Genomic DNA, 19965 nt, shown 5'->3' with positions numbered 1-19965 from the left:
TTACGGAGGTCGTCGATGTCTCGGCCAGTCGCGTACCCCGTTGTGGCCACTCTGGCGACGCTCCTCGTCACCGCGTCTCCGGCCGCCCCGGCGACGGCCGGCTGCGCCGGGCCGCTCGCGCCGGTCCGCCCGGTGGCGGACCAGCCGTGGCCGCAGCAACGGTACGCCCCGGACCGGCTCACCCCGCTCGCGACCGGCGCCGGAGTCGTGGTCGCGGTAGTCGACTCGGGAGTGGACAGGTCCCATCCACAGTTGGCCGGCCGCGTTCTCGACGGCGCCGACTTCCTCGACCGGGGCGGGGACGGCACCCGGGACTGCGCCGGGCACGGCACCGGCGTGGCGAGCATCATCGCCGCCGTGCCGCAGCCCGGCGTCGCGTTCCGCGGCCTCGCGCCGGGCGTGCGCATCCTGCCGGTACGGGTGAGCGAGCAGCAGGTGGTCGAGGGGCGGGAGTCGGGGCGCACGGTCGACGCGGCCGGATTCGCCCGGGCCATCCGCTGGGCCGTGGATCACGACGCCGACGTGCTGAACCTGTCGGTCGTGCTGTACGCGGACGACCCGGCCGTACGCGCCGCCGTCGCCTACGCGGTGCGGCGGGACGTGGTGGTGGTGGCCGCCGCCGGGAACCTGCACGACAACGGGGATCCCCGGCCCTATCCGGCGGCGTACGAGGGGGTGCTCGGCGTCGGTGCGATCGGGCGGGACGGGACGCGGTCCGCGTTCTCCCAGACCGGCGCGTACGTGGACGTGGTCGCCCCGGGTAGCGAGGTGCTGATGGCGGCGCCCCGGGCGGGACACCAGCGGGCGGAGGGGACCAGCTACGCCACCCCGTTCGTGTCGGGCACCGCGGCGTTGCTACGCCAGTACCGGCCCGGGCTGAGCGCCGACGAGGTGGCCGGACGCATCATGGCCGCCGCCGACCCCGCACCGGGCCGGGACGCGGGCTACGGCGCGGGGGTGCTGAACCCGTACCGGGCGGTGACCGAGTCGGCCGGCGCGGCGGGTCCCCGTAGCCGGCCGGGTGCGGTGCTTCCCGCCGACCGTCCCGATCCGGCCGCCCTCGCCCGCCAGTCGCGCCGGGACACGGCCCGGGATCGGGCGCTGCCGGCCGCCGCCGTCGCGGGCGGGGCGGTGGCACTCGTCGCGGCGCTCGCCCTGGTGCTGCCGCGCGGCGCGCGCAGGCGATGGCGGGCGGCCGACCCGGCCGGGACGGCGGCGCCGAGATGACCGCCGGTCACAGACGCAGCCGCGCGGCCCGGGTCACCTGCCCGGGCCGCGCGGCGTCGGTTCACTGGAACAGGTTGGCGTTGCGCTTCTCGGTGTCGAGGTAGTCGGCCGCGGAGTCCTCCACCGCGAGCTTGATGTCGCGCAGCATCCCCTGGAGATCCTGCGAGGCGGACCGCCACCGGGACTGCCGTACCTCGTACGCCTCGCGGGCCTCGCCGTCCCAGCTCGCCACCAGCGGGGCGGCGTCGCGTTCGAGCTGACCGAGCTGGCTCTCCATTGTGGACAGCGCCCGTTGGATGTCGGCGCCGGCCTGTTGCAGGGCGGCGAAGTTGACGACCAGCACACCGTGCTCCATGAGTCGATCCTTCCGGTTGTCAGAGGGGCAGCTGGATGCCGCGGTTGGTGCCCGCCACCCGGCCGGCGGCCTCGGTGTCGGAGACGTCGTACTGCCGGCCGGCGGTGCGGATCGCGGTGGCGGTCTCGCGCAGCGCTCGCTGAAGGGTGGCCTGATCCTGTGCCCACTGCTGCTTGACCTGCGCGAACGAGCGCCCGCCGGCACCCCGCCAGGCCTGTTGCAGCACCTCCAGCTCGGCCATCAGGCCGCTGAGCATGGTCTGGAGCGACTGGTCGACCTGCTCGAACTTCGCGGCGGTCTGCTGCATCACCGCGGCTTCTGCCTGGGTCTGGGACATCCCGGACGTCACCTCGTCTCCTCGGTCGTGGCTGGCCAGCGTGTGACCACCGTGGACTCGTCGGCGGCACCCGGGGCCGGTGGAGGGGAAGCCTGGCGGCGGCGGGCACGCATCTCGACGATTTCGTCGCTGACGGTAGCCGTCCGACTCCGGTTCTGCTACCCCTGCGGGCTCCCCTGTGGACAACCGGCCCACTACGATGAGCCACGGCAGCGTCACGCGGAGGTCCGGCGAGGAGGTGCGGTGACCGCGAGCACGTCCGAGCGGCACGCGTCCGCCCCGGTCCGAAGACCACAGTGGACGACCCGTCCGGCAGCCCGACTGCGCGCCGGCCAGATCGTGGCGACCCAGGTGGCAGCGGCGGTGGTGATCGCGGCCGCCGGGCGGGGCGTGGTGCCGACGGCCGTCGCGCTGCTGTCGGCCGCGCTGCTGCTGCCGGCCGCGTGGGTGCGGGTGCGGGGCCGATGGCTGCACGAGTGGCTCGCCACCGCCGCCGCGTACCTGACCCGGCGTCGCGCCCTGCCACCGGCAGCCGATCCGGTGGCGCTGCTGGAACTGCTCCGGCCGGGTTCGGTGATCGGGGCGACGGAGGCGTCCGGCGGCGCCGCCGTGCTGCACGATGCCGCCGGCCTGACCGCGCTGCTGGAGCTGGGCGACCCGGACGACCTGCTCGGCGAGCACGCCCGCGAGCTGCCGACGCCGTTCGACCTGCTGCCCCCGGCCGGTCCGGACGCCCCCGCGATCCGGCTGCAACTGGTGTTCTCGTCGTCGCCCGCACCCGCGCCCGCGATCGCCGGCGGCCCGGCCGGGACGTCGTACCGCCAGCTCACCGACGGGCGGGTGGCCGGGCGGGCACGCGTGGTGCTGGCCGTCCAGGTGCTGCGCGCCGACGGCCGGCCGGACGAGGACCTGTTGCGTACGCTGTCCGGCACCCTGCGGCGGCTGGTCCGCCGGCTCGGCCCGCTCACCGCCCGGCCGCTGGGCGGCGACGCGGCGTTGCGGGTGATCGCCGAGCTGGCCCATCACGAGCCCGGCGCACCGGTGCGGGAGACCTGGCCACTGCTCACCGTGGGTGGCTTGACGCAGGCCACCTGGCGGTTGCGCCGGTGGCCGGATCCGCACGGCGAGGCGGCTCGCGGGCTGGTCGGGCGACTGCTCGCGCTCCCCGCCACCGCCACCACCGTCGCGCTCACCGTCGGTCCGCGCACCGGCCCGGCACCGGTCCCGGCCGAGCTGGCGGTACGGGTGGCGGCCGGGTCCGCGGCCGAGTTGTCGGCCGCGGAACGCACGCTGCGCCGGGTCACCGGGGACGTCAGCGGTGAGCTGCGCCGGCTCGACGGTGAGCACCTGGCCGGGCTGGCCGCCACGCTGCCGTTGGCGGCCTCTGCGGGGGTCATCCCGGCGGCCGGGTCGCCTCCGCCCGCACTGGACCTGCCCTCGGCCGCCGCCGGGCTGATGGTGGGTGCCAACCGGCACGGCACCGCGCTCACGGTGCGGCTGTTCCGGCCGGCTCCGACCCGGGTGCTGCTCGTCGGCGGCGTGCCCGCGGCGCAGCTTCTCCTGCTGCGGGCGCTGGCGCTCGGCGCGCGCGTGGTGGTGCAGACCGGCCGTCCCCGGTTCTGGGAGCCGTTCGCGCGCGGCGTCGGGACGCTCGGTGGTGGCGTACCGCTGCTTCCACCGGGGCGCCCGATCGGCGGCGCCCCCGGCTCGCCGCTGCACCCGCTGCTGGTGGTGGTGGACGCCGGCCCGGTGCCGCCGGAGGCCGGTCCAGCCGCCGCCTGGCAGTCGGTCCTGGTGGTGCGCGACGAGCTGACGCCGGCCGACGCGCCCGCGTTGGCCCGCGCGGACCTGGCCGTCCTCCAGCCGCTCGACCCGGACGAGGCCGCGTTGGCGGGCGCGGCGCTGGGTCTGGGCGGCTCCGCCGAGTGGCTGACCCGGATCCGCGACGACATGGTGGCGGTGGTCAACCGGCGGGCCCTGCGCTGGGCGCTGCTCTCGCCCACACCCGTCGAGTCGCAACTCGTCGGCCGTCCGGCCCGGCACTGAGGCACCGGCCCGGCAGGCGGCGGCCCGTGCGCCCGCACGGCCCAGCAGGTCGGCAGGCCCGGCAGGCCCCGGCATGGCAGCTTCCCCTGGTGGTACGGCCGTGGCACGATCCCGGCCATGGATTTCCTGAAGGGTCTTCTGATTCGCGTGGGCTCGACGGCCGTGGCGTTCTGGCTCGCCACGCTGATCATCCCCGGCATCTCGCTCGACTCCGGCTCGACCGTCGAGACGGTGATCACGCTGGTGCTCGTCGCGGTCATCTTCGGCGTGGTGAACGCGGTACTCCAGCCGATCATCAAGACCGTGGGGTGCGGCTTCTACCTGCTGACCCTCGGTTTGATCGCGCTCGTGGTGAACGGCCTGCTCTTCCTGCTCACCAGCTGGATCGCCGGTGAGGCCGGACTGCCGTTCCACGTGGACGGGTTCTGGCCGGAGGCGGTACTGGGCGCGCTGTTCGTCGGCATCGTCACCTGGATCCTCGGCGCGGTCCTCGACCGCGACTGACACGCCGGCCCCCGGCCGGTCACGCCGGCCGGGGCCACCAGGCCAGCAGGAGGGAATTGGCTGGCGTGCGGGCCGGGTCGCGGTACTAGCCTCGGCCGGGTGTTCACCCTGACCCGCGCGGACGGCTACGAGATCAGCACCGACCCGGACCGGCTCGACCTGGACCGGGTGCACGTCTGGCTCTCCACCGACGCGTACTGGGCGCTGGGGCGGGAGCGGGAGACGGTGGCACGCGCGTTCGCCGGCTCGATCGGCTTCGGCGTCTACCGGCCGGGTGACGGCGCTCAGGTGGCTGTCGCCCGCGTGGTCACCGACCGGGCCACGTTCGCCTGGCTCTGCGACGTGTACGTGGACCCGGCCGAGCGGGGTCGCGGGCTGGGCTCCTGGCTGGCCGGCGCGGTCCGCGACCACCTGGCCGAGCTGGGCGTACGCCGGATCCTGCTGGCCACTCTCGACGCGCACGGGGTCTACGCGAAGGTCGGCTTCCGGCCGGTCGGGACGGAGCGGTGGATGGAGCTGGATCAGCGGGTGACGCCGGTCACCGATAAGGACCAGTCGGGCGGCCCACCACTTACGGTGGAGCCGTGAACCAGCTCCGGCTCGGCTACCTGTACGGCGTCGGCGCGTACCTGATCTGGGGTTTCTTCCCGATCTACCTGAAGCTGCTGCGCCCGGCCGGGCCGGTGGAGATCCTCGCGCACCGGATCCTCTGGTCGGTGGCGTTCGTGGCGCTGCTGCTGGCCGCCACGCGGCACGTCCGCTTCCTGCGCAGGCTGGCCCGGCGGCGACGCGCGCTCGCCGGCATCGGGCTGGCCGCCGCGCTGATCGCCGTCAACTGGGGTACGTACATCTACGGCGTGAACTCCGACCGGGTGGTGGAGACGGCGCTCGGCTACTTCATCAACCCGCTGGTGTCGGTGCTGTTCGGCGTCCTGGTGCTGCGGGAACGGCTGCGCCGGGCGCAGTGGGCGGCACTGGGTGTCGGCGCGCTGGCGGTGGCGGTGCTCACCGTCGACTACGGCCGGCTGCCCTGGCTGGCGCTCACCCTGGCGTTCAGCTTCGCCGGGTACGGGCTGGTCAAGAAGCGGCTCGCGCTGCCCGCCACGGAGGGGCTGTTCGTCGAGTCGGCGGTGCTGGCGCTGCCCGCGCTGGCCTACCTGGGGTGGCTGTCGGCGCGCGGCGACTCGACGTTCGGGCACGTCTCGGCCGGGCACACCGCGCTGCTGGTGCTCGCCGGCGCCGCCACCGCGATCCCGTTGCTGCTCTTCGCCGGGGCGGCGAACCGGCTGCCGCTGTCCACTGTCGGCATGTTGCAGTACCTCGCGCCGATCCTCCAGCTCGGCTGCGGCGTGCTGATCTTCCACGAGCCGATGCCACCGGCCCGGCTGGCCGGCTTCGCCCTGGTCTGGCTCGCCCTGGTGGTCTTCACCGCCGACGCCCTGCGCCACTCCCACCGCACCCGCCAGGCCGCCCGCACCGCGTCCCCCACCCCCACCCCGTCCTGCTGATCTTGCATTTTCCGCCCCGGCAAAGCGGGCGAAAGACCCACACCCGGGGGCCGAAACCGCAAGATCGACGAGGCGGGAGAGGGCGGGCGACGGCCGAGGGTCAGCGGAGGTCGTAGGCCAGGACGGGGGAATCGGCGCCTCGGAGCAGCTCCAGGCGGACCAGCTCGCCCTTGGTGAAGCGGGTGACGCCGGAGAAGCGCAGGTCGTCGCCGGGGGCGGCGAGCCACGAGCCGATCTGCTCCGTCGCGCCGTCCGGACCGTGCGCCACCAGCCGGAACGTGTACGCCTCCCGGTGCCCGGCCCGCCTGTCGTACCCGCAGTGCATGGTGACCTCGGTGCCCCACGGCGTCTCGGTCAGCCCCACCTCGGCGTGCACCGGCACCGTCCCGGCCACCGGCCGCATGGAGGCCAGCGCCACCGGCGGCTTCGTCGGCTCGGCGGGCGACTGCACGAGCCCCACCCCGACGCCGGCCAGCACCGCGAGCGCGGCGGCGGCGAGCGCTGTCAGCGCGTACCGTCGGCGGGAGCGCGACCGCTCACGGCGCTTGCGCTCGCGCGCGGCGTCGAGCAGCGCTGGTACCCGCGACGTCTCCGGCCCGACCTCCAGGAACTGCTCCAACCCGGCCGGGTCGAGGCGGCCCAGCAGGCCGGGCAGCACGGCGATCTCGGCCACCGCCTCCCGGCACTGCGCGCAGCCGGCCAGGTGGCGCTCGTAGGCGACCCGGTCCGCCGGGGCGAGGGCGCCGAGCACGTACGCCCCGTCGTCGTGTGCGAACTCGCAGCGTGTCATCCGGTCACCCCCATCTCGGCCAGCGCCAACCGTAGTGAGCGCAGCGCGTAGTGGGTACGCGACTTCACCGTCCCCGGTGGTACGCCCAGCCGCGCCGCCGCCTCGGCCACCGAACGCCCCTGGTAGAAGCACTCGACCAGCACCTCCCGGTGGGTCGGGCTGAGCCGGTTGAGCGCCTCGGCGACGGTCCACGCCTCCACCGCGCGCTCGGTCTCGTCGACAGTCTCGGCGGTCTCGGGCAGCTCGTCCGTGTAGACCTCGCCGACCCGGGCCGAGCGTCGCCGCCAGGCGTCGATGGCCAGGTTCCGCGCGGTGGTGAACAGCCAGGCGCGTACCGAGCCGCGTCGCGGGTCCAGCGACTCGGGGTGCCGCCAGGCGCGCAGCAGCGTCTCCTGCACCAGGTCCTCGGCCCGGGGCCGATCGCCGTTGACCAGCCGCAGGGCGTGCGCGTACAGCGCGTCGGCGTGCTCGTCGTGCAGCGCGCGCAGCAGTTGGGCGTCGTGGTCGCTGATGGCGGTACCTCGCTTCCGGCAGCGGGAAACCGGGCGATGCGTTCGTCCTTCCATACGTGCCGTGACGCCGAACGGTTCATCCGCAGGTCAGGGCGGAGCTGTTCACGTCCGGTTCAGATCCGGGCCGATCCCCGCTCACCGGGCCCTGGCAGCGTCCGGCGGGTAAGCGCCCGGGCCGTCTCGCCCGGCGCCTTCCCCGACATCCGATCAGGAGGCTCCACCCCATGAGCGACCGGCCTCGCCTGCTTCCGCTGCTGGGCGGCACCCGCCACGGCAGCCGCGACGCCATGACCTGCCTGTACCGGTGCGGCAACGCGTGCGACCACCCGGTGCCGAACCCGACCGACAACCCGTACTTCGGCGACGTGGTCGGCACCGAGATCTCCCGGCGCGGCGTGGTCCGGGCCGGCGCGGTCGGCGCGCTGGTGCTCGGCTTCGGTGGCGCCGCCGCCGGCGCGCTCGCCGGCGCCACCCCGGCCGCCGCCGCTCCCGCCGCCCCGCCCGCCCCCGGCGGCGACGTGGCCGCCACCGGCGCCGGCCACCCGGGCAGCGGCGCGCTGACGTTCAAGCCGATCCCGCCGAACAAGCTCGACACCCTCGTCGTGCCGAACGGGTACGACCACTCCGTCGTGATCCGCTGGGGTGACGAGGTCGTCCCCGGCGCGCCCGCGTTCAACCTGGGCCGGCAGACCGCCGCCGCCCAGTCCAAGCAGTTCGGCTACAACAACGACTTCGTCGGCGTGCTGCCGATCGACCGTCGGCGGGCACTGCTCGTGGTCAACCACGAGTACACGAACGAGGACCTGATGTTCCCCGGCTTCACCAGCCAGAACGCGCTCACGGTGGAGCAGGTGCGGGTCGCGATGGCCGCGCACGGCATGTCCGTGGTCGAGCTGGAGCGGGTGGAGAACACCGGGCAGTGGCAGCCGGTACGGCGCGGGCGGCGCGAGTACAACCGCCGGGTCACCGCGCTGGCCACGAAGTTCGAGCTGACCGGCCCGGCCGCCGGGTCGGCGTGGCTGCGTACCGCCGCCGACCCGAAGGGCCGGACGGTCATCGGCACGCTCAACAACTGCGCCGGCGGGGTCACCCCGTGGGGCACTGTGCTCTCCGGCGAGGAGAACTTCAACCAGTACTTCGTCGGCGGCGACGGCGCGCCGGAGGAGCAGAAGCCGAAGCTGACCCGCTACGGCGTCCCGACGGACGTACGCCACCCCAGCGGCAGCCGCAAGTGGGAGCGGGCGGACGAGCGCTTCGACCTGGCCAAGCACCCCAACGAGGCGAACCGGTTCGGCTGGATCGTCGAGATCGACCCGTTCGACCCGCAGTCCAAGCCGCGCAAGCACACCGCGCTGGGCCGGTTCAAGCACGAGGGCGCCAACGTCATCGTGGCGCGCAACGGCCGGGTGGTCGCGTACATGGGCGACGACGAGCGCTTCGACTACCTCTACAAGTTCGTCTCGGACAAGAAGTTCATGCCGGGGAAGTCAGCGGTGGCCCGGCGGCACAACCTGACGCTGCTGGAGTCCGGCACGCTCTACGTCGCCAAGATCGAGGGGGACAGCCCGGCCGCCGAGATCGACGGTTCCGGCACGCTTCCGGCCGACGGCGGCTTCGGCGGCCGGGGCCGCTGGATCAAGCTGGTCAGCGGCAACCGCTCGTACGTCGAGGGCATGACCGCCCCGGACGTGCTCACCTTCACCCGGCTGGCCGGCGACAAGGTCGGCGCGACCAAGATGGACCGCCCGGAGGACGTCGAGCCGAGCCTGCTCACCGGCAAGGTGTACGTGGCGCTGACGAACAACAGCGACCGGGGCAAGGCCGGCAAGGCGCCGGTCGACGAGGCGAACCCGCGCAACACCAACCGGCACGGCCAGATCCTGGAGCTGGTCGAGGACCGCGGCGACAACACCGCCGAGACCTTCTCCTGGTCGCTGCCGATCGTCTGCGGCGACCCGGCCGACGCCTCCACCTACTTCGCCGGGTACGACAAGACCAGGGTCTCCCCGATCTCCTGCCCGGACAACGTCGCCTTCGACGCCACCGGCAACCTGTGGATCTCCACCGACGGCAACGCGCTGGGCAGCAACGACGGCCTGTTCGCCACCGCCGTCGAGGGTCCGGAGCGCGGCCACCTGAAGCAGTTCCTCACCGTGCCGCTGGGCGCGGAGACCTGCGGCCCGTTCATCACCGGTGACAACCGCTCGGTCTTCGTCGCCGTGCAGCACCCGGGCGAGGTCACCGGCGCGTCGGTGGAGAACCCGGCCTCCACCTGGCCGGACGGCGACTTCGCCAAGCCCGGCGTGGTGGTCACCTGGCGTCTGGACGGCGGCCCGATCGGTAGCTGACCCACCCCTGGAGCGGTCCGGCGCTGGACCGCTCCGCGCGGGGCCGTCGACCCACCAGGTCGGCGGCCCCTCGTCAGTTCTCCGAGGCGATCCCGTCGGCGATGGCCCGCGCGGCGGTGAGCAGCTTGGCGCGGACCACCCGGGCCGAGGTCATCATCTCCCCGGCCGGCAGCGCGCACGCCAGCACCACCCGGCGCTCGATGTCCTTGTCCGGGGCGACGAGCACCGCGGCACACGCCACGCCCTGCCGGAACTGCCCGAGTTCCAACTGCATGCCGCGCCGGTCACCGGCGGCCAGGTCCGCCTCGAACGCCTCGACGCTGGTGAGGGTGGCGTTCGTGAACGGGCGCATGCCGTACTCGCGCAGGTAGCGGAAGCGTTGTTCGCTGGTGAGCGTGGCGAGCAGGCTCTTGCCGAGCGCGGTGGCGTGCGCGCCCTCGTCGAAACCGGGCACCAGGTCTTCCAGGTAGGGCGAGCGCGGCCCCTCGGCGGACGCGGTCACCGCCACCTGGCCGCCGACGAAACGGCCGAGGTAGTGGCTCCAGCCGGTGTCCGACGCCGCGCGACGCAGCGCCTCACCCACCGCCGGCGGCCCCCGGAACGCGGTGACCAGCTCGCGGTAGCGGTCGGCCACCTCCAACCCCACGATGTACGTCCCGTCCTCGCGCCGGATCACGTAGCCCTCGTAGGCGAGCGTGCGCACCAGGTGGTAGGTGGTGGCGACGGTCAGCTCGCAGCGCCGGGCGATCTGCTTCACGGTGAGCCCTCTCGGCGCACGGCCGACCGATTCGAGCACGCGAAGCGCGCGGGAGACGCTACGGATCAGGTCCGAAGGTTCCGCCAAGGGGTCGCGCACAACCACCTCCGCCGCCGGGGACTTACACCATATGAAAAACCGGCCGAGTGCGAAATGCCTGTTCGGATGGAGGATGCCAGAAGACCGGACACAGACGGTACGCCCACCGACACGATGAGCAGCCAAAACGCGCGGGCGTAAGGTGTGCTCGCGATGACTGAAACAGTTTCGCGAGCCACCCCTCCGACGTCCCGGCGCGCGGTCACGGTCGGCGCGGGTGCCACCCTCACCACGATCGTGTGCGTCCTGCCGGTGTTCCTGGTCGGCGGGCTCGCCGTACAGCTCGCGGACGAACTCCGCTTCAGCCCGGCCGGACTGGGTCTCGCCGTCTCGGTCTACTTCGGCGTGAGCGCGCTCGCCTCGGTGCCCTCCGGCGCCCTGGTCGAGCGCTTCGGCCCGGCCCCGGTCGCCCGGGCCGCCGTCGTGCTCGCCGCCGGCTCGCTGCTCGCCGTGGCCGGGCTGGCCCGTTCGTACCCGGTCCTGGTGGCGCTGCTGGCCCTGAGCGCCGCCGCCAACGCCCTCGGGCAGCTCGCCAGCAACGCCGCGCTGGCCGAGCACGTGCCCGCCAGCCGGCAGGGTCTCTCGTTCGGCGTGAAGCAGGCCGCCGTACCGGCCGCCACGTTGCTGGCCGGTCTGGCGGTCCCCACTGTCGCGCTCACCGCCGGCTGGCGCTGGGCCTTCGTGGCGGCCGCCGTGGCCGCGCTGGCCGCGCTGCCGGCCGTACCCCGGGCCGGACGGGACCGGCGGGCCGGGACCGCCTCCGGTCGCCGTCCCGGCGGCAGAGGCCCGCTCGTGGTGATCGGCCTGGCCGCGACGCTCGCGGCGGCCGCCGCGAACGCGCTCGGCACGTTCCTCGTCGACTCGGCTGCGGCGCGTGGGCTCTCCCCCGGCCTGGCGGGCCTGACGCTGACGCTGGGGAGCGTGGTGTGCGTGCTCGCCCGGGTGGGCTTCGGCTGGCTGGCCGACCGGCGCACCAGCGGGCACGTCGGGCTGATCGCCGGGATGCTGCTGACCGGCTCGGCCGGCCTGATCCTGCTCGCGGTGACCGGCTCGGCGCCGCTGGTCGCGGGCGTGGTGCTCGGCTTCGGGCTCGGCTGGGCATGGCCAGGGCTGATGAACTTCGCCGTGGTGCGGCTCCACCCGCAGGCGCCGGCCGCCGCCACCTCGATCACCCAGACCGGGGTGTACGCGGGCGGCTGCCTGGGTCCGCTCGGGCTGGGCGCGCTGGCCGGCGCGGCCGGCTACCCGGCGATGTGGCTGACGGCGGCTACGGCGATGCTCGTGGCCGCCGTCCTGATGCTGCTCGGCGCCCGCCTCCTACGCCCCACTCCCACTCCCGCCTGACCGCCCACGCCTCGCGCCCGACCCGCCCGCCCCGCCCCGGCTCGCCCCCTCGGCGTGGCGATCATGAAGTTGGCGGCGCGACACGCCGGGCACGCGGCAGCCAACCTCATGATCGACGAGGCCGGAGCGTGGCAGGCCAGGGCGGCGGGGTGGCCGGGTGAGGGTGGGTGGGCGCGACGGGATCAGCTGGTGCGGTCGGCGATGTAGTCGCAGAGCGACTCCAGCGCGCGGCGGGCCGGCCCCTCGGGGAGCGGAGCCAGCCGGGCGCGTGCGTCCTCGGCGTAGCTGCGCACCGTCTCCCGGGCGCGCTTGAGCGCCGGGGACTCCCGCAGCAGGCCGAGCGCCTCGGCGTGCAACGCGTCGTCCACCAGCGGGCCGGTGGACAGGATCTCGCGCAGCCGTACGCTCGCCGCGTCCGCGTCGTCGGCGGCCAGCGCGTACAGCACCGGCAGGGTGGGCACACCCTCGCGCAGGTCGGTGCCGGGGGTCTTGCCGGACTGGACCGACTCGCTGGCGATGTCCAGCAGGTCGTCGGAGAGCTGGAACGCGACGCCGATGATCTCGCCGTACTCGGCCAGGGCCTCGATGTGCTCGGGCGACGCGCCGCCGAACATGCCGCCGAAGCGGGCCGACGTGGCGATCAGCGAGCCGGTCTTCTCGGCGATCACGTGCAGGTAGTGCGCGACCGGGTCGGTGTCGCGCGGGCCGACAGTCTCGGCGATCTGGCCGTGCACCAGCCGGGCGAACGTGCGCGCCTGCAGGCGTACCGCCTCGGAACCCAGGTCGGCGGCGATGTCCGCGGCCCGGGCGAAGAGGTAGTCGCCGACCAGGATGGCGACCGAGTTGGTCCAGCGGGAGTTGGCGCTCGGGGCGCCACGCCGCACTGCGGCCTCGTCCATCACGTCGTCGTGGTAGAGCGTCGCCAGGTGGGTGAGCTCCATCACCACGGCGGCGGGTACGACCTGGGGTGCGTCCGGCTCGCCGAACTGGGCGCCGAGCGCCACCAGCAGCGGACGGAACCGCTTGCCGCCGGCCTCCACCAGGTGCCGGGACGCCTCTGTCACCAGCGGATCGGCGCTCGCCACGCTCTCCCGCAGGCTCGACTCGACCCGGTCGAGCACGCCCAGCACGGAGGCTTCGACGCGCGGGTCGGCGAGGTGCAGGCCGAGCGCGCCGAACTGACCTGAACGCTCGCCAGCCGGGTTCACCACGTCCTCAACCATGCCACACCCGTTCGACCTGCTCGTCGACGGGGATACGCCGAGGGCCGGCACGCCACGGCATACCGGCCCCCGGTGTGATCACCTCTGTCATCTGACGAATTCGGCGGCACCGGTCGTCAGGTCGAGCAGCGGGCCGGGCACCACGCCCAGCGCCAGCGTGGCCACCACGCCGATGACCAGGGCGGCCGAGGTGAGCGCACCCGGCACGGTCACCGTGGGGGTGGACTCGCCCGGCTCGGACAGCCACATCATCACCACGACCCGCAGGTACGGGAACGCCAGCACCATGCTGGTCAGCACGCCCGCGATCACCAACCACGCCTGGCCCGCCTCCAGGGCCGGACCGAAGACCGCGAACTTGCTGGTGAAACCGCTGGTCAGCGGGATACCGGCGAAGGCCAGCAGGATGAACGTGAAGATCGCCGCGAAGAACGGCGAGCGGCGGCCCAGCCCGGCCCAGCGGGACAGGTGGGTGGCCTCCCCGTCGGCGTCGCGCACCAGCGTCACCACGGCGAACGCGGCGAGCACCGAGAAGCCGTACGCGGCAAGGTAGAACATGGTGCCGGAGAGCCCTTCGCGGCTCGGCGCCAGCACACCGACGAGCAGGTAGCCGGCGTTCGCGATCGACGAGTACGCCAGCAGGCGCTTGATGTCGGTCTGGGTGACCGCCAGCACGGCGCCGACCAGCATGGTCAGCACCGCGATCGCGCCGAGCACCGGGGTGAAGTCCCAGGAGGCCCCGCCGAACGCCACGTGGAAGACGCGCAGCAGCGCGCCGAACGCGGCGACCTTGGTGCAGGCCGCCATGAAGCCGGTGACCGGGGTCGGTGCGCCCTGGTAGACGTCCGGCGTCCAGACGTGGAACGGCGCGGCGGCGGCCTTGAACAGCAGGCCGATGGCGAGCAGCGCCATGCCGGCGAACAGCAGCACCGGGCTGGACGGGGAGTCGGTGACCGCGGCGTGCACGGTGGCGAAGTCGACGCCCGCCGTACGGCCCGGGATCCCGGAGGTGAAGCCGTAGATCAGGGCCACACCGAACAGGAAGAACGCCGAGGCGTACGCGCCGAGCATGAAGTACTTCAGCGCCGCCTCCTGGCTCAGCAGACGCCGGCGGCGGGCCAGCGCGCAGAGCAGGTAGAGCGGCAGCGAGAAGACCTCCAGCGCGACGAACATGGTCAGCAGGTCGTTCGCCGCCACGAAGATCAGCATGCCGCCGATCGCGAACGACATCAGCGGGTAGACCTCGGTGGCGCCACCGACGCCCTCGGCCTGCCGCCGGTCCTCCGCCGACTCGGCGGTGACCGCTGCGTGCGCCACGAACGCGCCGCCCCGCTCCACGGTGCGCTCGCCGACGAGCAGCAGCGCCATCACCGCGAGCACCAGGATGGCGCCCTGGAGGAACAGCGTCGGGCCGTCGATCGCGATGGCACCGCCGATGGTGATCAGCCGGTCGTCGGAGTTCAGGATCACCATGACGATCGCGGCGAGCATCGCCACCAGGGCGAGCCCGAGCTGCACCGCGTTGCGCAGGCGACGCGGCACGAACGCCTCGACCAGGACCCCGAGCAGCGCCGCGCCCAGCATGATCAGGATGGGAGCGAGTGCCGCGTAGTCGATCGACGGCAGCCTCAGTTCACTCACTTCGCAGCCTCCTGGACGCTGCCGACCTCAGGGGCGGGATCGGACTTGCCGACGTCCTGCATGGTCGCCTGGACGGCGGGGTTGATGACATCGGTGACCGGCTTCGGATAGAAGCCGAGCAGCACGATCAGCGCGATCAGCGGCGCGACGACCACCTTCTCGCGCAGGGTGAGGTCACGTCGCATGCCCTCGACCTCGGTCAGCGCCGGGTTCAGGGTGCCCTGCGTGGTGCGCTGCACCATCCACAGCACGTACGCCGCCGCCAGGATGATGCCGAGCGTGGCGATCACCGCGACCGGCTTGTTGACGGTGAATGTGCCGATCAGCACCAGGAACTCGGAGACGAACGGCGCGGTACCGGGCAGCGCCAGCGAGGCCAGACCGGCGAAGAACAGCACCCCGGCGAGCACCGGCACCAGCTTGCCCGCGCCGCCGAAGTCGCTGATCAGCGCCGATCCGCGCCGGGCGATCAGCATGCCGACCACCAGGAACAGCAGGCCGGTGGCCAGGCCGTGGTTGAGCATGTAGAGCACCGCGCCGGTGCCGGCCTGGGTGGTGAACGCGAAGATGCCGACACCGATGAACCCGAAGTGCGCGATCGAGGTGTACGACACCAGGCGCTTCAGGTCGTTCTGGCCGACCGCCAGCAGCGCGGCGTAGATGATGCCGATGACGCCCAGCGCCAGCGCCCACGGTGCGAACCACCGCGACGCCTCCGGGAACAGCGGGAGGCAGTAGCGCAGGATGCCGAACGTGCCGACCTTGTCCAGCACGCCGACAAGCAGCGCGGCGGCACCGGCCGGTGCCGCGCCACCGGCGTCCGGCAGCCAGGTGTGGAACGGGAAGAACGGCGCCTTGATCGCGAAGGCGACGAAGAAGCCGAGGAACAGCCAGCGGGCCGTGTCGGTGGCGAACTCCGCCTGGCTCAGCGCCTGCCAGTCGAAGGTCTTCCCGCCGACCACCCAGAGGCCGATCACCGCGGCCAGCATGAACAGACCGCCGACCAGCGAGTAGAGGAAGAACTTCACCGCCGCGTACTGCCGCTGGTGGCCGCCGTAGCTGCCGATCAGGAAGTACATCGGCACCAGCATGACCTCGAAGAACACGTAGAACAGGAAGACGTCGGCGGCGGCGAAGACGCCGATCATCGTGCATTCGAGGACGAGCAGCAGAGCGAAGTACGCGGGCACCGAACGCTTCGACGCCTCGGCGTCGTGCCAGGACGCCAGGATCACCAGCGGCACCAGGATCGCGATCAGCATCAGCATGACCAGCGCGATGCCGTCCACCTCGAAGGTGAAGTTCACGCCCCAGTTCGGGATCCACGGGTACGACTCGCGGAACTGGAACCGGTCACCACCGGCGGAGAAGGCGAACCACATCACCACCGAGAGCACCAGCACCAGCAGCGACCAGCCGAACGCCACCAGCTTGGCCAGGTCGGGACGGCTGCGCGGCAGCAGTGCCACCACCAGGGCGCCGACCAGCGGCGCCACGGTCAGCACCGAGAGGAACGGGAAGTTGGACATTATTCGGCCTTACCTCCGTCGTGACTGCGTGGCCCGCCGGCGGGGGCGGCCGCGTTGAGGTCGATCACGCCAACCACCCCGCCTGCACCGCCAGGAACGCCGCCACCACGAGCAGCGCGCCGGTCAGGATCGAGGTCGCGTACGACCGCACGAAGCCGGTCTGGAGCCGCCGGAGCCGGCCCGAGCCCCCGCCCACGGCGGCGGCCAGGCCGTTCACCAGCCCGTCCACGCCCCGGTTGTCGAGGAACACCAGCGCCCGGGTGAGGAAGATGCCCGGCTTCTCGAAGACCGCCTCGTTGAAGGCGTCCGTGTAGAGGTTGCGGCGGGCGGCGGTGACCACCACGCCGGCCGGCTGCGGCTCGGTGGCCGTACCGGAGCGGAACAGGAACCAGGCCAGCCCGGCGCCCAGCACGGTGAGCAGCAGCGACAGCGCGGTGAGCAGCCAGTGCGCCAGCACCGGCGCGTGCTCCCCGCTCTCGGCCGCGAGCCCGTTGGTGGCGGTGAGCCAGTCCGGCACGGAGGTGGCGAGCAGGAAGCCCGCGCCGACCGAGCCGACCGCCAGCAGGATCAGCGGGATGGTCATCAGCTTCGGCGACTCGTGCGGGTGCTCGATGTCCTCGGTCCAGCGCTTCGGACCGTGGAACGTGAGCACGAACAGCCGCGTCATGTAGAAGGCGGTGAGCCCGGCGCCGAGCAGCGCGGCCAGCCCGAACAGCCAGGCCGTCCAGCCCTCCCGCTCGAACGCGGCCACGATGATCGGCTCCTTCGAGAAGTAGCCGGAGAACGGGAACATGCCGATGATGGCGAGCCAGCCCATCATGAACGTCAGCCAGGTGACCTTCATGTACTTGGACAGCCCGCCGAAGCGGCGGATGTCCACCTGGTCGTTCATGCCGTGCATGACCGAGCCGGCGCCGAGGAACATGTTGGCCTTGAAGAAGCCGTGCGCCAGCAGGTGCACGATGGCGAGCGCGTACGCGCCGCCGCCGAGACCGACGCCGAGGAACATGTAACCGATCTGGCTCACCGTCGACCAGGCCAGCACGCGCTTGATGTCGTCCTTGGCCGCGCCGATGATGCAGCCCATCAGCAGGGTGAGCGCGCCGACGCTGACCACCACGAGCTGGAGCGTCTCGTTGGCCGAGAAGATCGCGTTGGAGCGGGCGATCAGGTAGACGCCCGCGGTGACCATGGTGGCCGCGTGGATGAGCGCGGACACCGGGGTCGGGCCCTCCATCGCGTCCGGCAACCACGCCTGGAGCGGGAACTGACCGGACTTGCCGGCCGCGCCGAGCAGGAGCAGCAGGCCGAGCACCAGCACGGTGGTCGAGGTCATCGAGCCGACCCCGTTGAACACCTCGTCGTACTGGGTGGTGCCGAGCATGGCGAACATGATGAAGATGCCGATGGCCAGGCCGGCGTCGCCGACCCGGTTCATCAGGAAGGCCTTCTTGCCGGCGGTGGCCGCGCTGGGCCGGCCGTACCAGAAGGAGATCAGCAGGTACGACGCCAGGCCGACGCCCTCCCAGCCGAAGTAGAGCATCACGTAGTTGTTGCCGAGCACCAGCAGGAGCATGGCGGCGACGAACAGGTTGAAGTACGCGAAGAACAGCCGCCGGCCCTTGTCGTGCGCCATGTACTCCACGGCGTAGAGGTGGATCAGGAAGCCCACCCCGGTGATCAGCAGGACGAAGACCGCGGCCAGCGGGTCGAAGAGCAGACCGAAGTCCACCTTCAGGTTGCCGACCGCCATGAAGTCCCAGAGGCTCAGCTCGACCTGCTTGTTCTCCAAGCCGCGGAGCTGGAAGAAGTAGGTCAGCCCGAGCACGAAGGCGGCGCCGATGGCGCCCACGCCGAGCCAGTGGCCCCAGCGGTCGGCCCGCTTGCCGAGCAGCAGCAGGATCGCCGCGCTGACCAGCGGGATCGCCACCAGCAGCCAGACACTGCCCAGCATCCCGTCCGCCGTGGCGAAGGTGACGGCTTCGGCTGGCTCAGACTGGGCGATCGTCAGAATCTGTTCCACCACGAGCCCCTCAGTACTTCAGCAGGTTGGCGTCGTCGACGCTGGCCGAGCGCCGGGTCCGGAAGATCGCCATGATGATCGCGAGCCCGACCACGACCTCGGCCGCCGCGACCACCATCACGAAGAACGCCATGATCTGGCCGTTCAGGTCGCCGTTGATCCGGCTGAACGTGACCAGGGTCAGGTTGGCCGCGTTGAGCATCAACTCGATGCACATGAACAGCACGATCGCGTTGCGCCGGACCAGCACGCCCACGGCGCCGATGGTGAACAGCACCGCCGCGAGGATGAGGTAGTAGTCCGGGGTCATTTGTCAGTCCCCTTCGGTGCGGTCTCCTCGGCCGTCAGCTCGCGCACCGGCAGGATCTCCGGGATGCTGCGGTCGGTCAGCCGGCCGTCGGGCAGACGGGCCGGGGTGGCCACCGAGGAGGACGTGGCGTAGACACCCGGGCCGGGCTTCGGTCCGGGGTAGTTGCCGGGGCGGAACCGCGCCTTCATGGTGGCGATCTGGTCCATCCGGTCCGCCTTGCGCCGCTCCACGTGCGCCAGCACCATCGCGCCGATGGCGGCGGTGATCAGCAGCGCCGAGGTCAGCTCGAAGGCGAAGACGTACTTGGTGAACAGCAGCCGGGCGATGCCCTGCACGTTGCCCTCGTCGTTGGCCTGGTCGAGCCCGACCGCCTGGACGCCGTCGAGCGCGCGGTACAGGCCGGTGCCCACCAGGCCGGCGAAGCCGAGTCCGAGGACCACGGCGGCGACCCGCTGGCCGCGCAGCGTCTCGATGAGCGAGTCGGACGCGTCCCTGCCGACAAGCATCAGCACGAACAGGAACAGCATCATGATCGCGCCGGTGTAGACGATGATCTGCACCATGCCGATGAACGGCCCGGCCTGGAGCACGTAGAACACGCCCAGGCAGAGCATGGTCAGCACCAGGAAGAGCGCGGAGTGGACCGCGTTGCGGGCCCACACCATGCCGACCGCACCGAGCAGGGCCAGCGGGGCGAGGATCCAGAAGGTGACCTCCTCGCCGCCGGACACCTGGCCGGCGGCGGCGAGCACCGTAGCCGAGGTCATGCCTTGCCTCCCTTGCCCGCCGCGGCGGCGGACCGCTGCTCGGCCTGCTCGGCGCCGGGGAAGGTCACGCCCGGGTGCTCCTCGACCTGGTACCGGCCGGGGCCCATCGGCGAGCGCTCGGCGCCGGCCGAGGTGCCCGGGTTGGTGAGCGCGCCGACGTAGTAGTCCTTCTCGCTGTCGCCCAGCCGCATCGGGTGCGGCGGCTGCTCCATGCCTTCGAGCAGCGGCGCGAGCAGCTGCTCCTTCGTGAAGATCAGGTCCTGCCGGTTGTCCCGGGCCAGCTCGTACTCGTTGCTCATGGTGAGCGAACGGGTCGGGCAGGCCTCGATGCAGAGCCCGCAGAAGATGCACCGGGCGTAGTTGATCTGGTAGATGCTGGCGTACCGCTCACCCGGGGAGAAGCGCTGCTCCTCGGTGTTGTCGCCACCCTCCACGTAGATCGCGTCGGCCGGGCAGGCCCAGGCGCACAGCTCGCAGCCGATGCACTTCTCCAGCCCGTCCGGGTGCCGGTTGAGGATGTGCCGCCCGTGGTAGCGCGGCGCCGAGACCGGCGGCTTGAACGGGTAGTCGGTGGTGACGACCTTCTTGAACATGTGCGAGAAGGTGACACCGAAGCCCTTGAACGTTCCGGTGATCGCGCCCACG

Annotated in this window: 19 protein-coding genes; 7 read left to right on the top strand and 12 right to left on the bottom strand. The window is 72.5% G+C overall.

Features of this window, described 5'->3' with window-relative positions; translation table 11 throughout:
* The first annotated feature begins 15 nt into the window (after positions 1-15).
* Positions 16-1227: a type VII secretion-associated serine protease mycosin gene (mycP, locus tag AB0B20_RS26255; RefSeq protein ID WP_357474289.1), complete on the top strand. Its 1212-nt coding sequence runs from the start codon at positions 16-18 to the stop codon at positions 1225-1227.
* A 61-nt stretch (positions 1228-1288) separates the two neighbouring features.
* Here the strand turns inward: mycP and AB0B20_RS26250 are convergent, their stop codons facing one another.
* Positions 1289-1582, bottom strand: a complete 294-nt coding sequence (locus AB0B20_RS26250; protein ID WP_357474284.1) for a WXG100 family type VII secretion target — start codon at positions 1580-1582, stop codon at positions 1289-1291.
* A gap of 19 nt (positions 1583-1601) precedes the next feature.
* The gene (locus AB0B20_RS26245; RefSeq protein ID WP_107154692.1) at positions 1602-1919 is read right to left on the bottom strand and encodes a WXG100 family type VII secretion target; all 318 of its coding nucleotides are present in this window, start codon (positions 1917-1919) and stop codon (positions 1602-1604) included.
* Positions 1920-2162: 243 nt separating this feature from the next.
* On the opposite strand from AB0B20_RS26245, the gene eccE reads away from it, so the two are divergent.
* From eccE to rarD, 4 genes are all read left to right on the top strand, one after another.
* Entirely contained in the window at positions 2163-3965 is a 1803-nt protein-coding gene (gene eccE, locus AB0B20_RS26240) for a type VII secretion protein EccE (protein WP_357474281.1), read from the top strand.
* Between the two features lie 117 nt (positions 3966-4082).
* The gene (locus tag AB0B20_RS26235; RefSeq protein WP_357474278.1) at positions 4083-4469 is read left to right on the top strand and encodes a phage holin family protein; all 387 of its coding nucleotides are present in this window, start codon (positions 4083-4085) and stop codon (positions 4467-4469) included.
* Positions 4470-4568: 99 nt separating this feature from the next.
* Entirely contained in the window at positions 4569-5057 is a 489-nt protein-coding gene (locus AB0B20_RS26230) for a GNAT family N-acetyltransferase (RefSeq protein ID WP_357386939.1), read from the top strand.
* Entirely contained in the window at positions 5054-5977 is a 924-nt protein-coding gene (gene rarD / locus AB0B20_RS26225) for an EamA family transporter RarD (protein WP_357386937.1), read from the top strand. The genes AB0B20_RS26230 and rarD overlap by 4 nt, the downstream gene beginning before the upstream one ends.
* A 100-nt stretch (positions 5978-6077) precedes the next feature.
* Here rarD and AB0B20_RS26220 read toward each other — a convergent pair whose 3' ends face one another.
* Both AB0B20_RS26220 and AB0B20_RS26215 read right to left on the bottom strand, forming a co-directional pair.
* A complete protein-coding gene (locus AB0B20_RS26220) occupies positions 6078-6767 on the bottom strand; it encodes a zf-HC2 domain-containing protein (protein ID WP_357386935.1) in 690 nt (229 codons plus the stop codon).
* Complete coding sequence (locus tag AB0B20_RS26215) at positions 6764-7333, bottom strand: sigma-70 family RNA polymerase sigma factor (RefSeq protein WP_357386933.1); 570 nt, start codon at positions 7331-7333, stop codon at positions 6764-6766. Before AB0B20_RS26215 ends, AB0B20_RS26220 begins: the two co-directional genes overlap by 4 nt.
* A gap of 170 nt (positions 7334-7503) precedes the next feature.
* Here AB0B20_RS26215 and AB0B20_RS26210 point away from each other — a divergent pair, with 170 nt between their 5' ends.
* A complete protein-coding gene (locus AB0B20_RS26210) occupies positions 7504-9627 on the top strand; it encodes a PhoX family phosphatase (protein ID WP_357474275.1) in 2124 nt (707 codons plus the stop codon).
* 73 nt (positions 9628-9700) lie between these two features.
* Here AB0B20_RS26210 and AB0B20_RS26205 read toward each other — a convergent pair whose 3' ends face one another.
* Positions 9701-10483, bottom strand: coding sequence for a helix-turn-helix domain-containing protein (locus tag AB0B20_RS26205; RefSeq protein WP_357386929.1), 783 nt, complete (start codon positions 10481-10483; stop codon positions 9701-9703).
* Between the two features lie 153 nt (positions 10484-10636).
* On the opposite strand from AB0B20_RS26205, the gene AB0B20_RS26200 reads away from it, so the two are divergent.
* Entirely contained in the window at positions 10637-11827 is a 1191-nt protein-coding gene (locus AB0B20_RS26200; RefSeq protein WP_357474272.1) for an MFS transporter, read from the top strand.
* Positions 11828-12009: 182 nt separating this feature from the next.
* Here AB0B20_RS26200 and AB0B20_RS26195 read toward each other — a convergent pair whose 3' ends face one another.
* The 7 genes from AB0B20_RS26195 to nuoI all read right to left on the bottom strand — a co-directional run bounded on the left by AB0B20_RS26195 (position 12010) and on the right by nuoI (position 19964).
* Positions 12010-13050 (bottom strand): polyprenyl synthetase family protein, encoded by a 1041-nt coding sequence (locus AB0B20_RS26195; RefSeq protein ID WP_357474269.1) that lies wholly within the window; start codon positions 13048-13050, stop codon positions 12010-12012.
* Between the two features lie 87 nt (positions 13051-13137).
* Positions 13138-14691, bottom strand: coding sequence for an NADH-quinone oxidoreductase subunit NuoN (nuoN, locus tag AB0B20_RS26190; protein ID WP_357386923.1), 1554 nt, complete (start codon positions 14689-14691; stop codon positions 13138-13140).
* Positions 14688-16220 (bottom strand): NADH-quinone oxidoreductase subunit M, encoded by a 1533-nt coding sequence (locus tag AB0B20_RS26185; RefSeq protein WP_013473559.1) that lies wholly within the window; start codon positions 16218-16220, stop codon positions 14688-14690. The genes nuoN and AB0B20_RS26185 overlap by 4 nt, the downstream gene beginning before the upstream one ends.
* 64 nt (positions 16221-16284) lie before the next feature.
* Complete coding sequence (gene nuoL / locus AB0B20_RS26180) at positions 16285-18174, bottom strand: NADH-quinone oxidoreductase subunit L (RefSeq protein WP_357386951.1); 1890 nt, start codon at positions 18172-18174, stop codon at positions 16285-16287.
* A 79-nt stretch (positions 18175-18253) separates the two neighbouring features.
* Positions 18254-18553, bottom strand: a complete 300-nt coding sequence (nuoK, locus tag AB0B20_RS26175) for an NADH-quinone oxidoreductase subunit NuoK (RefSeq protein WP_013283611.1) — start codon at positions 18551-18553, stop codon at positions 18254-18256.
* Entirely contained in the window at positions 18550-19320 is a 771-nt protein-coding gene (locus AB0B20_RS26170; RefSeq protein ID WP_357386920.1) for an NADH-quinone oxidoreductase subunit J, read from the bottom strand. The genes nuoK and AB0B20_RS26170 overlap by 4 nt, the downstream gene beginning before the upstream one ends.
* Entirely contained in the window at positions 19317-19964 is a 648-nt protein-coding gene (gene nuoI / locus AB0B20_RS26165; protein WP_030500778.1) for an NADH-quinone oxidoreductase subunit NuoI, read from the bottom strand. Before nuoI ends, AB0B20_RS26170 begins: the two co-directional genes overlap by 4 nt.
* Between the last annotated feature and the right edge of the window lies 1 nt (position 19965).

Source organism: Micromonospora sp. NPDC049151, assembly GCF_040648395.1.
GTDB lineage: Bacteria > Actinomycetota > Actinomycetes > Mycobacteriales > Micromonosporaceae > Micromonospora.
Note: the sequence above shows the minus strand (reverse complement) of the source record. Positions and strands in the feature narration are given on the sequence as shown.